Below are 13,771 nucleotides of genomic sequence, written 5' to 3' on the forward strand. Positions count from 1 at the left end.
CTTGTACGTTTTGCGCACGGTCACTCGTCGATCAGACATCGAGGTACGCCTCCACTCCGTGCAAACCGCCCTCGCGGCCGTAACCGTGACGCCCCCAGGCGAGCTCACCGCCTCCATGTCGACCCCGGTCAGCCGGGCCCCCGCCTGGTAGGCGCTGTCCAGGAACTCCAGCACGGACGCGACCGGATCACCCATCGCGCGCACGTCGTCGTACTTGAGGATGGCCAGGTGGCTGCCCCGGGCGGGCAGCCACTCGGCCTCCACGGGCCGCAGCGGCTCGAGTTCCAGGCCCTTGGGCTCCGGCGCGGTGTAGGAGTAGAACGCCGGCCACGGCCGCTCCTTGTCGCCGAACCAGAAGCCCGCGCTGATGACCTCCCAGCTGTACGCCTCCCGCGTGACCGGGTCGGCGTCGGGCGAGACCCGGACCACGCGGCCGGTGAAGCGCGTCACGGCGATGTCGAACGTGTGCCAGAAGTGGTGCACCGGCGAGGTCTTGCCGGCGAAGTCGGCGGCGAAGCGGTCGAGCAGCTGCACCACCTGCGACAGGATCCGCCAGTAGCGGTTGATCAGGACGGGGTCGTACCGGGCGTGCAGGGTGTCGTCGGCGAACGGCGTGTCGTCGCCCAGGTCGAACGGCACGGCCCAGATCTCCGGCCGGATCCCCAGCCCCGCGAGCGTCTCGAAGAGCCGGTCATGGAACGACGCCACCGACCGCCCGATCAGGGTGAACTCCGCGCTGCGCCCGTCGAGCACGTCCACCACCAGCCGGTGGCGCACCAGGTCGAAGTCGATGCTGAACAGCGGCTGCTCGCCCAGCCCGCCCATCGGACGCGTGGTGAGCCCGCGCCCGGTCGGGTGGAAGGGCACCTGCCACCAGTGGTTGCGCCGGTTGCTCGACGACAACCGGATCTTCCCCACGATCTGCGCGAACCTGTGAAAGGTCTCCTTGGCCTCCGCCCACTCCGCGAGCGGCATTGCTGGGAACAGCTCCATGAGACCAATGGTAACTACCGTATGTAATGGGACAGTTCCCAAGGGTCATGCGCGGAGAAGACTGCGACGCCGTGGTCGTGGACGAGCGACCTCAGGCGCTCCTGGCTGGACAGGCGGCGCTCGGCGTCGACCTGGGCGCTGACCTGCACGAGGTCCATCAGCGGGTGCGGCTGGGGCTCGCGGTCCAGTTCGCCGTGGTAGAAGTACGCGTCCCCGGCGTGCAGCAGCCAGCGTTCGCCGTCGTTGACCGCCACCCCGGCGTGCCCGCGGGTGTGCCCGTCCAGCGGCACGAGCAGGAAGTCCTCGCCCAGGTCCGTCAGCGGCCGCACCCCGTCCACACCCATCCACCGGGTGCCCGTGTCCGGATAAGTCACCCATTTGGGTGAGTGGGCCCAGTGGCCCGGGCGGTAGCGGCGGTTCGGGGCCTGGGCGATGGCGTCCTCCAGTTCGACCTCCATGACGTGCACCCGGGCGTGCGGGAAGTCGGGCAGGCCGCCGCTGTGGTCCACGTCCAGGTGGGTCAGCACGATGTGCCGTACGTCGAGCGGGTCGTAACCGAGCGCGGCAACCTGCCGCACGGCCGTCTCGTCGGGCGAGAGCAGCGGCTCGACGAGCTCCGCCCACTCGCGCTCCAGCATCTCCTCGGGCTTGGCCACGTCGTCGAGGCCCAGCCCGGCCTCGACCAGGACGAGCCCGGAGGCGGGCGTCTCGATCAGCAGCGCGTGGCACACGGCGGGCGCCGCCGGCTGCCCGTCCGGGGATTCGATCTCGCGCATGGAGCCGAGATTCAGGTGGTGAATTCGCATGCGCACTAGACTGCGACTTGAAGCGCGGTTCAAGTCAAGGGGCCAGGTCGTGGAAGACACGTTGATCGACATAGGCGAGGTGGCCAGGCAGAGCGGGCTGGCCGCGTCGGCGCTGCGGTTCTACGAGCGCAAGGGGCTCATCCAGGCGGAAGGACGCAACGGCCTGCGCCGCGCGTACCGTCCCGAGACGCTGGAGCGCCTGGCGCTGATCACGTGCGCCCGGGACGCGGGGTTCACGCTGTCGGAGATCGCCGAGTTCCTGCGCGCCAGGCCGTCCGACGCGAGGCTGCGCGAGCGCATGGCGGCCAAGGAGCGCGAGGTGTCCGAGCGGGTCGCGCAGCTCACCCGGCTGCGCGACAGCCTGCGGCACGCGGTGACCTGCGACCACGACCCGCTTGTGGAATGTCCTGAGTTCAAGCAGGCCGTGGGCCGCGTGCCGCTGGGCTGAGCACGTTCGTCAGCTCGGGTTGACGTACTTCCTCGGTCGCAGGGCGTGGGCGCGCAGGGCCGCCAGGGCGGCGAGCTGGCCGGAGCGGTCCATCCGCACCGCCAGCTCGTCGCTGAAGGCCAGCCCCAGCGCGGTGAGCTGCGAGATCAGGTCGGCCACCGGAGCGGCGACGTCCTCCACGGTCGTGGTGGGATGCCAGCCCTCGCCGCCGACCACTTCCGCCACCCGCTCGCGCAGCTCGGTGGGCGACATCAGCGTGCCGTCGGCGATCAGCATCAGCGCGGCCTCCCGCGCCGACACCTCGAACTCGTGCTTCCCCCTGGCCAGCAGCAGCCTCGTGACCGCCGACCACATGGCCGACTTGGACTTGAGCAGCCGCCGGCCGTAGTCGGTGATGGCCAGCTTCGTGCCGTCGCGGCTGATCGCGCCGAGCTCCCGCTCGGCCAGCTCGCGCAGCCTGAGCGCCTCGGGCGAGGGTGCCAGCCGCAGCGGCAGGCTCTCCTCCGAGGCGGCCAGGGTGAGGAGACGGTGCAACGGGGGCAGGGGCTGCGGGGTGATGGGCGCGTGCAGGCGCACCTCGAACGGCTGGGCCAGCTCGCGCCTGGCCGGGCCGCGGCCCAGCACCCAGCGGTTGAGGCGTTCGCCGTGCACCCGGTTGAGCCAGCTGTCGCCGCCCAGCTCGGAGCGGGGCTCGGTGAGCCAGCGGCGGGTCAGGGCGGTGCGGTCGACGGTCTCACCGGCGACGATCGCCAGTTCGAGGGCGGCGGAGCAGGCGAGGTGCGCGCCCAGCTCCTCGGGCCCCATGATCATGCTCCACTGCAGTTCGGGGACGTCGGGCGGGAGCACGCCCGTGGCCTCGAGCGCCTGCTGGTAGGCGCTGGTGCCGGCGTCCTCACCCTCACGGGCGTAGGTACGGAGGATCTGGAGGGTCGTGGGTGACACGCACAGAGCGGCATAGCGCTCCATCCCGCCGAGCTGGAGCAGCCGGCCCAGCGAACGTGCCAGTCGTTCGTGGTCGCCGCCCACCTTGAGCGGCAACGTGTACCAGAGGAACTCGCAGACGTCGAGCTGGGTCACCGTTTCCAGCGGCTCTCCACCCGTCAGCCATTCGACGGCGGTCCTGGCCTCCTCGGCCAGCTCCGGCTGAGAGCGCTCCAACTCGGCGAGCAGGGCGGTGACATCCGGTGCACTCATGCCTCGAAGTTTGCCGTATCGACCCCGGGCCTGACGATGGCCGAATCCGGTGCGTATTGGGTCTTGCACAGCGATAACCCTAAGAAACCACTATGGGGCGGATGGTAAGCAGATCATATCCACCGTTTCTCGAACAACATGCGGGCCTTCCACTCGGTGTACGGGATGAGTTCGGCGGACAGGATCGGGTGCAGCCACCAGAAGTTGATGAGCGCGAGCAGCGTGAACGCGCCGACCACGGCGGCCCCGACGGTGCGCCGTAGCGGCATCGCCCCCGTGATCGTCGGTTTCGACGACCCGATCAGCAGCCCGGCGCACAGCGTGATGGCCAGCACCATGAACGGCACCATCGGGATGGCGTAGAACAGGAACATCGTACGGTTGTCGGCGACGGCGAAGTAGATCCACGGCACCAGGCCCATGGCGTACGACAGCAGCACGGCCCCCGCCCGCCAGTCGCGCGAGGAGACGTACCACGCGATCAGGGCCACCAGCGCGGCCACCGCGCCGAACCAGATCACCGGCGTGCCCACGCCCAGCACGGCCTCGGAGCAGTCCTTGACGCCGCACGTGTTCTGCTTGCCCTCGTAGTAGAAGGCGACCGGGCGCAGCAGCAGCGGCCACTGCCAGGGCTCCGACATGTACGGGTGCGAGGTCTCCAGCCCGCTGTGGAACGTGTAGACCTGCCACTGGTACTTGATCCACGACCGCATCGAGTCGACCACGAAGAAGATCGGGTTGCCCGCGGAGGTGGCCTGATTCCAGTCGCGCCCGTAGCCGGTCGCGTTGGCGAACCAGCCGATCCAGGTGGCCATGTAGGTGACGAACGGGACCACGGCGAACGCCAGGAACGCCTGCGGCACGTCCTTGTTGAACGCCCCGACGTACGGATTGCGCAGCCCGACGGCCCGGCGGGCGCCGAAGTCCCACATCACGGACATGATCGCGAACGCCACGGCGAACGCCAGCCCCGACCACTTGACCGACATCGCGAAGGCCAGGCAGACCCCGGCGCCGATCCGCCACCACCTGATCCCCAGCGAGGGACCGTGCGGCGAGAGCGGCGAGTTCTCGTACCAGGTCGCGAGCCGTTCGCGGGCCTGGTCGCGATCGACCACCAGGCAGGCGAACGCGGCCAGCACCCAGAACATCAGGAAGATGTCCAGCAGCGCCGTGCGCGAGAGCACGTAGTGCAGGCCGTCGAGGGCCAGCAGCAGGCCGGCGAAGCAGCCCAGCAGCGTCGAGCGCGTCATCCTGCGGGCCACCCTGGCCAGGATGAGGATCGACAGCGACCCGATCAGCGCGGCGGCGAAGCGCCAGCCGAACGGGTTGAGCCCGAACAGCCACTCGCCCACGCCGATCATCCACTTGCCCAGCGGCGGGTGGACGACGTAGGAGGCGCACTTGTCGAGGGTCTCGGACGTGCACGACTGCCAGATGTCGGTGTTGCCGGCGATGATCGCCTTGTCGGCGTCCTTGATGGTGGTCCGCTCGACACCCCAGGTGATCAGCGAGAACGCGTCCTTCATGTAGTACGTCTCGTCGAACACCACCGCCTTGGGGTGGCCCAGGTTGATGAAGCGCAGGACTGCGCCGAAAAGGGTGACCAGCAGTGGGCCGATCCAGCCCCACAGGATGCTGCCGTGCATGGGAGGCACGAGCCGTTCGCGTACGGACATCGTCTTGGGAAGGCTGTCGCCGACCTCCGAGCTCTCGTTGGCCTGGTATGGGGAATCGGTCACCGCCATTCGGACATCGTACGGGCCCCAAGCCGATCGCAAACGCAGAAACACGGTTATTTGGGATGCCCTGCCACAATGGTCAGGTGACTGGAGACGGCAGGTTGGTGCTGGCAGGAGCCCCCATCGGCCAGGCGGGTGATGTCTCGCCGCGGCTGCGCGAGGTGCTCGGAAGCGCCGACGTGGTGGCCGCCGAGGACACCAGGCGGCTGCGCAGGCTCGCGAACGAGCTGGGCGTGGAGATCGAGGGCCGGGTGGTGTCCTACTACGACCAGAACGAGGTGGCGCGGGCCAAGGAGCTCCTGGAGACCCTGAAAGAGGGCCGCACGGTCGTGGTCATCACGGACGCGGGCATGCCGGGCGTCTCCGACCCCGGCTACCGCCTGACGCGCCTGGCGGTCGAGGAGGGCATCACGGTCACCGCGCTGCCGGGGCCGAGCGCCGTCACGACCGCGCTGGCCGTGTCCGGGCTGGCCAGCGACCGGTTCTGCTTCGAGGGCTTCCCGCCGCGCAAGCCGGGCGAGCGGGCCCGCCGCCTGGCCTCCCTGGCGGCCGAGGAGCGCACGATGGTCTTCTTCGAGTCGCCGCGCCGGCTGGCGAGCTCCCTGGAGGCCATGGCCGAGGCGTTCGGCCCCGACCGGCAGGCCGCCGTGTGCCGCGAGCTGACCAAGACGTACGAGGAGGTACGGCGGGGCGGGCTCGGCGAGCTGGCCGAATGGGCGGCGAAGGACGTCAAGGGCGAGATCACGCTCGTGGTCGCCGGATACGCGCCGGGGGAGGGCGAGCCGGACCTGGACGAGCTGGTCGCCGAGGTGGACCGCAGGGTCGCCGAGGGCGTCCAGCGCAAGCTCGCCGTCGCCGAGGTGGCCAGGCAGGCGGGCATCCCCAAACGCGAGCTCTATGACCTGGTTCACAGGAGATCCCCTACGCCATAGGGTGCGCATCGTGAGGAACTGGGGGGTTTCCGCTCAGCGACTGGTCCCGCCGATGCCGGGGACACCCATGCTGGGCTGGGCCGGGCCGATCCTGGTCGCGCTGTTCGGCGGCCTCCTGCGGTTCATCAGGCTCGACGAGCCCAAGGCCGTCGTCTTCGACGAGACGTACTACGCCAAGGACGCGTACTCGCTGATCACGCACGGCGTCGAGCGGACCATGCTCGGCGACGCCAAGGACCCGATCGCGGACAGACGCCTCATCACCGGCAACCTGGACATCTTCAAGCAGTGCCCGCAGCCCGACGACTGCGCCTCGTTCGTGGCGCACCCGCCGCTGGGCAAGTGGATGATCGGCGTGGGCGAGTGGCTGTTCGGGATGGACCCGTTCGGCTGGCGCTTCGCGGCGGCGCTGATCGGCACGCTGTCCATCCTGATCATGGCCAGGGTGGCGCGCAGGATGACGCGCTCGACGCTGCTGGGCTGCCTGGCCGGGCTGCTGCTCTCGCTCGACGGCCTGCACCTGGTGCTGTCGCGCACGGCGCTGCTGGACATCTTCCTGATGTTCTGGGTGCTGGCGGGGTTCGCCTGCCTGGTGACCGACCGGGACTGGGCGCGGCAACGGCTGGCCGACTGGCACGAGCGCGGGCCGATCGGCGAACTGGGGCCACGTCTGGGGCTGCGGCCGTGGCGGCTCGCGGCCGGGCTCTGCCTGGGGGCGGCGTGCGCGGTGAAGTGGTCGGGGATCTTCTTCCTGATCGCGTTCGCGGTCATGAGCCTCATGTGGGACCTGGGGGCCAGGCGGGCGCTGGGGCTGCGGCAGCCGTACCGGGGGGCGTTCTCGTACGACCTGCCGGGCGCGTTCGCGGCCATGGCGCTCGTGCCCGCGGTCACCTTCGTGGCCTCGTGGACCGGGTGGTTCGCCACCGCCGGCGGCTGGGGGCGCAACTGGACGCAGGCCACCTCGTCCGGGCCGTTGTTCTTCGTGGTCGACTCGGTGCGGTCGTGGCTGCAGTACCAGGTGCAGGTGCTGGGCTATCACAGCAACCTGCACGAATACCACCCGTACATGTCGGAGCCGTGGCAGTGGCCGCTGCTGATCAGGCCCGTCTCGTTCCACTACCCGTCGGACATCCCGCCGTCGGCGTGCGGGGCCGACAAGTGCTCACAGGCCGTGCTCGGAGTCGGCACCCCGGCCCTGTGGTACGCCGCCGTGCTGGCGCTGGTCGGCCTCGTCGCCTGGTACGTGGCCACGCGCGACTGGCGGGCGGGGGCGGCGCTGCTGGGCGTCGCGGCGGGCTGGCTGCCGTGGTTCTACTACGCCCTCGCCGACAACCGGACGATGTACCTGTTCTACATGATCCCCGTCGTGCCGTTCATGGTGCTGGCGCTCGTGCTGGTGGCGGGGCTGGTGCTGGGCAGGCAGGACGCCCCCGCGCCACGGCGGGCGACCGGGGCCGCGCTGGTGGGGGCGTTCGCGCTCATCGTGCTGATCAACTTCTGGTGGCTCTATCCGGTGCTGACCGCCGAGACGATCACACACGCAGACTGGTGGGCTCGGATGCTGATGCGTTCTTGGGTGACAGCCGCGCCCAAGTGACGCCGCGGCGCAGCGTGATCGCCGCGGCGACGCAGGCCAGCGGGACGGCCGGGAGCACGTACCGGTAGTCGAACTCCGCCGTCGCCGCCGGGGCCAGCAGCAGCCCCACCGCGCCGAGCCACGGCAGCGCCACCGGGCCGCCGAACTTGCGCCACCTGACCGCGACGCCGTACAGGCCGATCAGCAGGATGCCGCCGAGCATGATGCCGCGCAGGTAGAACACCTTCTGGTAGCCGCTCATGATGTCGGCCCACGGGTGCACGATGCGGGTCTCCGGCGGGCCCTGCTCGTAGCTGAACGCGTCGGTGTCGGTGCGGCCGCCCGCGTACGACGACCACTTCGGCAGCCGTTTGGGCTGGCCGCTCTCGTCCGGCTCGACGTACGGCTTGAACTGGTACATGCCGTATGTCGACGGGTCGGGGAACATCGGCCGGCCCCAGTGGAACGAGCGGAAGAAGTCACGCGTGACCACCTTGAGGTAGTCGCCGGGCTGCGACAGGATCGCCCGCGTGGCGAACGCGCTGGCCGCGTCGTTGGTGATCTCGCTCCACTTCTTGTTGATGCCCCACCGGTGCAGCACCTCGCCGGTGCCCGTGCCGTCGCCGTTGCCCTGGCCCCACAGGTACCACTGCGCGTAGTCCTTGCGCTGGCTGACCGGGTCGTTGATGCACAGCAGGAGGAGCTGGACCTCCTTGTACTTGTCGATCTTCATCTTGTTGCAGTCGGCGAAGATGGCCGTGCGCATGTAGAGGATGAGACCGTCGCTGTTGGTCATCGCGAACTTGCCGTACGCGGAGGCGAACCAGCCCATGTACGCCATCACCGGCACCGCGCAGGCCGTGATCACGGCGACGATCGGGCGCCAGCCGGTCCGCTTGACCAGCAGGTAGAGCACCACCAGCGCCAGGATCGGCAGGCCGATCGAGCGGGTCAGCCACGTCACCGCCAGCAGCAGGCCGACGACCGCGCCCGCCTGCCACGACAGCCGCCGCTTCCACAGCACCAGCGTGATGACGCCCACCACGAGCAGCGTGAACATGCTGTCGGACATCACCAGCTGCTCGAGCTGGATCTGGTACGCGTCCAGCAGCACCGGCGCCGCCGCCAGCGTGGCGCCCCACTTCGGCAGCCGGAACTTGATCCGCAGCAACGCGTAGATCAGGCAGGCCGTGGCCAGGCCCATCAGGTGCTGCGTGAAGATCACCAGTGCGAAGCTGTGGAACGGCTTGAGCAGCATGAGCCAGAAGCTGTAGCCGTCGGGCCTGATCGGGTGCGGCCGCGGGTGCAGCGCCACCGAGACGTACTCGTAGGAGTCGTTGAACCACATGGCCGGGCCGTAGCCGAGCATGGTGATGAGCCGCAGCACGGCGCCAACGCCGAAAACCGCGGCGAACACTCGATGCCGGCGCACGAATGACAGCCAACGAGCTGCCCGGCCAGGAGCGGAGTGGTCCACAGGGGTAATCTCCGCGACGCTCACCATGCTGTAAAGAATGCCAGTCGTTTTTGGGTCTTGACCCGAGCACGGTTGGGCACAGGGCATGATGGTTCACTGGAAGAGTCTTAACTGAAGGGTAGACACGTGGAACTGACGGTGGTCATGCCCTGCCTCAATGAGGCGGAGACCGTGGAAGTCTGTGTACGCAAGGCGCTGGCGTGCATGGAGGAGCACGGCATCGAGGGCGAGGTCCTGATCGCCGACAACGGCAGCACGGACGGCTCACAACAGCTCGCCCGCGACGCCGGAGCCCGCGTGGTCCACGTCGACGAGAAGGGCTATGGCAACGCCCTCATGGGCGGGATCAGGGCGGCGCGCGGCAAATACGTCATCATGGGCGACGCCGACGACTCCTATGACTTCACCGCGCTGCTGCCGTTCGTCGAGCAGCTGCGCGACGGCGCCGACCTGGTGATGGGAAACCGCTTCAAGGGCGGCATCGCCCCGGGCGCCATGCCCCCGCTCCACCGCTACCTCGGCAACCCCGTGCTGTCGTTCGTCGGCCGGCTGTTCTTCCCCTCGGCCATCGGCGACTTCCACTGCGGGCTGCGCGGGTTCCGGCGCGACTCGATCCTCAAGCTGCAGCTGCAGACGGGCGGCATGGAGTTCGCCTCCGAGATGGTGGTCCGCTCGACGCTGTCGGGCCTCGACGTGCGCGAGGTGCCCACCACGCTCTCGCCCGACGGCCGCTCCCGCCCGCCGCACCTGCGCTCCTGGCGCGACGGCTGGCGCCACCTGCGCTTCCTGCTCCTCTACAGCCCGAAGTGGCTGTTCTTCTACCCCGGCGTGCTGATGATGATCATCGGCCTCGTCGCCGGGACGGCGCTGACGTTCGGCCCGGTGGAGATCGGTGAGCTGGCCTTCGACGTCGACACCCTCGTCGGGTCGTCAGCCCTGGTCGTGATCGGCTTCCAGGCGGCCCTGTTCGCCGTGTTCACCAAGGTCTACGCGGCCGAGGAGGGCTTCCTGCCCGAGTCGCCGCGCATCCGGCGGCTGATCGACATCGTGAGCCTGGAGAAGGGGCTCGTGGTCGGCGGCCTGCTGGCGCTGGCCGGTCTGATCGGCTTGGTGATGTCGCTGGTCCACTGGCAGGTGCGCAGCTTCGGCGAGCTCGACCCGCGCGAGTCGCTGCGTCTCGTCGTGCCTTCCGCGACCGCTCTGGTCATGAGCTTCCAGACGATCTTCGCGGCGCTGTTCATCAGCATCCTCGGCATCCGCCGCACGCGCGAGACCTCCATCGACGTGGCCGCCAAGGCCGCCGAGGAGGCCGCGGAGGCGGTTTCCCTGGAGGAGTCCAAGCGATAGCCGTCCCCTACGGCGGGGTCCTGACGGGCCCCGCCGACGCGGGGGATTCGGTCCGAGACGGACAGGGAGCCCCGTAGGCTAAGGACTATGTCCCAGCACATCTTGACCGCCGTCGCGTGGCCGTACGCAAACGGCCCCCGCCACATCGGGCACGTCTCCGGGTTCGGCGTGCCGTCCGACGTCTTCAGCCGCTACCAGCGGATGGCGGGCAACAAGGTGCTGATGGTGTCAGGCACCGACGAGCACGGCACGCCCATCCAGGTGCAGGCCGACAAGGAAGGCGTGACCGCCAGGGAGCTGGCCGACCGCTACAACCGCGTCATCGCCGAGGACCTCACCGGGCTCGGGCTCTCCTACGACCTGTTCACCAGGACCACGACGAAAAACCACTACGCCGTCACACAAGAGATCTTCAAGGGCCTCTTCGACAACGGCTATATCTTCCCCAAGACCACGATGGGGGCGATCTCCCCCTCGACCGGCCGCACTCTGCCCGACCGCTACATCGAGGGCACCTGCCCCATCTGCGGCTACGACGGCGCGCGCGGCGACCAGTGCGACAACTGCGGCAACCAGCTCGACCCGATCCAGCTGATCAACCCCAAGAGCCGCATCAACGGCGAGACGCCCACGTTCGTCGAGACCGAGCACTTCATGCTCGACCTGCCCGCCTTCACCGAGGTCCTCGGCTCCTACCTGCAGTCCAAGCAGGGCGAGTGGCGGCCCAACGTGCTGAAGTTCGCGCTCAACCTGCTCGGCGACCTGCAGCCGCGCGCGATCAGCCGCGACCTCGACTGGGGCGTGCCGATCCCGCTCGACGGCTGGCGCGACCAGCCCAACAAGCGCCTGTACGTGTGGTTCGACGCGGTGATCGGCTACCTGTCGGCGTCCATCGAGTGGGCCAGGCGCTCGGGCGACCCCGACGCGTGGCGCCAGTGGTGGCAGAACCCCGACGCCCGCGGCTACTACTTCATGGGCAAGGACAACATCGTCTTCCACGCCGAGATCTGGCCGGCGATGCTGTACGGCTACAGCGGGCAGGGCGACCGCGCCGGCACGCCGGGCTCGCTCGGCGGGCTCCAGGTGCCGTCCGAGGTGGTCTCCAGCGAGTTCCTGACGATGGAGGGCAAGAAGTTCTCCTCGTCCAGGCAAGTAGTAATTTACGTAAGAGATTTCCTGGCGCGTTACGACGCCGACGCCCTTCGCTACTACATCGCGGTGGCCGGACCGGAAAACCAGGACACCGATTTCACCTGGCAGGAGTTCGTCAACCGCAACAACGGCGAGCTGGTCGCGGCCTGGGGAAACCTGGTCAACCGGTCGATCTCGATGGCGGCGAAGAATTTCGGGGCGGTGCCCGAGCCGGGCGACCTCACCGACGCCGACCGGGCCCTGCTGGAGCGCTCGCGCAAGGCGTTCGCGCCGGTGGGTGAGGAGCTGAGCAGGTCGCGCTTCAAGAACGGGATCAACGAGGCGTTCGACGTGGTCCGCGAGGCCAACAAATACCTGGCCGAGCAGGAGCCGTGGAAGCTCAAGGAGGACCCGGAGCGGCAGAAGTCGATCCTGCACGTCGCGCTCCAGGTGGTCGACGACGCCAAGACGATGCTCACGCCGTTCCTGCCCAGCTCGTCCAACAAGGTCTTCACCATGCTCGGCGGCGAGGGTGTGTGGTCGGGCATGCCGGAGATCCGCGAGGTCGACGAGGACGGCGGCACCCCCTACCCGGTGATCACCGGCGAGTACGACGGGGCGGCCCGGTGGGAGCACCGGCCGATCAAGCCGGGCACGCCGCTCGCGCCGCCCGTGCCGCTGTTCAAGAAGCTCGACCCGAAGGTCGTGGACGAGGAGCTGGCCCGGCTGGGCGAGTGACCTCGTAGGTCCCGTAGTCCTTGAGGCTGATGGCGCCGGCGGTCTTCCTGACCGACTTCGCCATCAGCCCCTTCCACGGCAGATACGGCAGGAGCCGGTAGTTCTGGTTCATGAACCAGGCCATGAACCTGTTCTCCGGGACCATGAACCTGCTGACGCCCACGGCCGACCGCTGGCACCCCTCGGCGTAGGCGCGCACCTCCCGCTCGTAGCCGGCGAAGGCGGCGCGATGGTCGCCCCCTGCCGCGGCCAGCTCGCCCGCCAGCACGTACGCGCTCACCATCGCCAGCCCGGTGCCCATGCCGGACAGCGGCGAGGCGCAGCACGCGGCGTCGCCCAGCAGCACCACCCGGCCGCGTGACCAGGAGTCCAGGCGGATCTGGCCGACCGAGTCGAAGTAGAAGTCGTCCGTCCGCCGCATCCTGCGCATCAGCTCCGGGACCTCCCAGCCGACGCCCTCGTACGCCTGCTCCAGGAGCTCCTGCTGGCGGGCGACGTCGTGCCGGTCGCGGTCGAGCGGCGGTGAGCCGAACCAGAACACGGCCTTGGCCTCGGCGTTCCCCCTCGCGCTGTAGATCGCGGCCATCTTGCCCGGGACGTTGTAGGCGTGACCGCTGTGGTCGAGCCCGAGGTAGTTGTCGATCGTGAACACCGCCGAATAGAGGCCCAGGTACGACAGGTAGTCGCGCTCGGGGCCGAAGGCCAGGGACCGCACGTTCGAGTGCAGGCCGTCCGCGCCCACCACGAGGTCGAAGCGCCTGGCCGGGGTCCGCTCGAAGGTGACCGTCACCCCGTCCGCGTCCTGGTCGACGGCCGTGATGGAGTCGCCGAAGACGTACTCGGTGTGGGCCTGGGTGGCGTCGTACAGGATGCGGGCCAGGTCGCCGCGGAGGATCTCGACGTCGCCCGCGAACAGGTCTTCGGGCATGGCCACGAGCTTCCTGCCGGCCTCGTTGACGTTCCACATGGCGCCCATGTGGGTCTGCTCGCGTTCGACGGCGTCCAGGATGCCCATCTTGCGAAGGACGGTCAGATGCGCCTCGCCGCGGAAGTCCACGGCGTAGCCGCCCGCACGGAGGGCGGGGGCGCGTTCGACGACGGTGGTGCGATGGCCGTACCGGGTGAGCCAGAGGGCGAGCGCGGGGCCGGCGACGCTCGCGCCGGAGATCAGGATGTCCATGCCCCTGACCCTGCCGATCCGGTCTCACCGCGTCCTCACCGGACTCTCACCACGGGGCCGGCTGATCGGTGGCGGCGGTGATGGCGCTCAGCGGTGAGCGGTCGACGACCTCGTCGGGCACTCCGGCGAGCGCCAGCGCCTCCCGGTGGGAGAGCCGCGCGCCCGCTCGCCGGGCCCGCGCGTAGGCCTGGTCGCCCAGCGCCGCCC

General features: G+C 69.3%; 11 protein-coding genes. 5 read left to right on the plus strand and 6 right to left on the minus strand.

All coding sequences use genetic code 11. The features are described 5' to 3' along the window. A partial coding sequence (locus tag ACWDX9_RS49960; protein ID WP_449968318.1) for a DUF5996 family protein occupies positions 1-993 on the minus strand: 993 nt, incomplete at its 3' end. A gap of 14 nt (positions 994-1,007) precedes the next feature. Next, a complete protein-coding gene (locus ACWDX9_RS49965) occupies positions 1,008-1,799 on the minus strand; it encodes an MBL fold metallo-hydrolase (RefSeq protein WP_449968320.1) in 792 nt (263 codons plus the stop codon). Positions 1,800-1,848: 49 nt separating this feature from the next. On the opposite strand from ACWDX9_RS49965, the gene ACWDX9_RS49970 reads away from it, so the two are divergent. Continuing rightward, positions 1,849-2,247 (plus strand): MerR family transcriptional regulator, encoded by a 399-nt coding sequence (locus tag ACWDX9_RS49970; RefSeq protein WP_313043208.1) that lies wholly within the window; start codon positions 1,849-1,851, stop codon positions 2,245-2,247. A gap of 9 nt (positions 2,248-2,256) precedes the next feature. On the opposite strand, the gene ACWDX9_RS49975 is transcribed toward ACWDX9_RS49970, so the two are convergent. Both ACWDX9_RS49975 and ACWDX9_RS49980 read right to left on the minus strand, forming a co-directional pair. Continuing rightward, positions 2,257-3,441: a hypothetical protein gene (locus ACWDX9_RS49975; RefSeq protein ID WP_350725879.1), complete on the minus strand. Its 1,185-nt coding sequence runs from the start codon at positions 3,439-3,441 to the stop codon at positions 2,257-2,259. A gap of 113 nt (positions 3,442-3,554) precedes the next feature. Beyond that, positions 3,555-5,189 carry a dolichyl-phosphate-mannose--protein mannosyltransferase gene (locus ACWDX9_RS49980; RefSeq protein ID WP_449968323.1) on the minus strand — a complete coding sequence of 545 codons (1,635 nt, stop codon included), beginning with the start codon at positions 5,187-5,189 and terminating at the stop codon, positions 3,555-3,557. A gap of 56 nt (positions 5,190-5,245) precedes the next feature. On the opposite strand from ACWDX9_RS49980, the gene rsmI reads away from it, so the two are divergent. Together rsmI and ACWDX9_RS49990 are read left to right on the plus strand one after the other, a co-directional pair. Beyond that, entirely contained in the window at positions 5,246-6,115 is an 870-nt protein-coding gene (gene rsmI, locus ACWDX9_RS49985) for a 16S rRNA (cytidine(1402)-2'-O)-methyltransferase (RefSeq protein WP_449968326.1), read from the plus strand. A gap of 10 nt (positions 6,116-6,125) precedes the next feature. After that, on the plus strand, positions 6,126-7,712 hold the full coding sequence (locus ACWDX9_RS49990) for a dolichyl-phosphate-mannose--protein mannosyltransferase (RefSeq protein ID WP_449968329.1): 1,587 nt from the start codon (positions 6,126-6,128) through the stop codon (positions 7,710-7,712). On the opposite strand, the gene ACWDX9_RS49995 is transcribed toward ACWDX9_RS49990, so the two are convergent. Next, on the minus strand, positions 7,648-9,123 hold the full coding sequence (locus tag ACWDX9_RS49995; protein ID WP_449968331.1) for a hypothetical protein: 1,476 nt from the start codon (positions 9,121-9,123) through the stop codon (positions 7,648-7,650). The two genes, ACWDX9_RS49990 and ACWDX9_RS49995, sit on opposite strands and share 65 nt — an antisense overlap. Before the next feature lie 171 nt (positions 9,124-9,294). Here ACWDX9_RS49995 and ACWDX9_RS50000 point away from each other — a divergent pair, with 171 nt between their 5' ends. Further along, the gene (locus ACWDX9_RS50000; RefSeq protein ID WP_449968333.1) at positions 9,295-10,515 is read left to right on the plus strand and encodes a glycosyltransferase family 2 protein; all 1,221 of its coding nucleotides are present in this window, start codon (positions 9,295-9,297) and stop codon (positions 10,513-10,515) included. A gap of 87 nt (positions 10,516-10,602) precedes the next feature. Beyond that, entirely contained in the window at positions 10,603-12,384 is a 1,782-nt protein-coding gene (gene metG / locus ACWDX9_RS50005; protein ID WP_350725869.1) for a methionine--tRNA ligase, read from the plus strand. On the opposite strand, the gene ACWDX9_RS50010 is transcribed toward metG, so the two are convergent. Further along, positions 12,329-13,564 carry an FAD-dependent monooxygenase gene (locus ACWDX9_RS50010; protein ID WP_449968336.1) on the minus strand — a complete coding sequence of 412 codons (1,236 nt, stop codon included), beginning with the start codon at positions 13,562-13,564 and terminating at the stop codon, positions 12,329-12,331. The genes metG and ACWDX9_RS50010 overlap by 56 nt on opposite strands. Positions 13,565-13,771: the final 207 nt, after the last annotated feature.

Source organism: Nonomuraea sp. NPDC003201 (assembly GCF_053590415.1).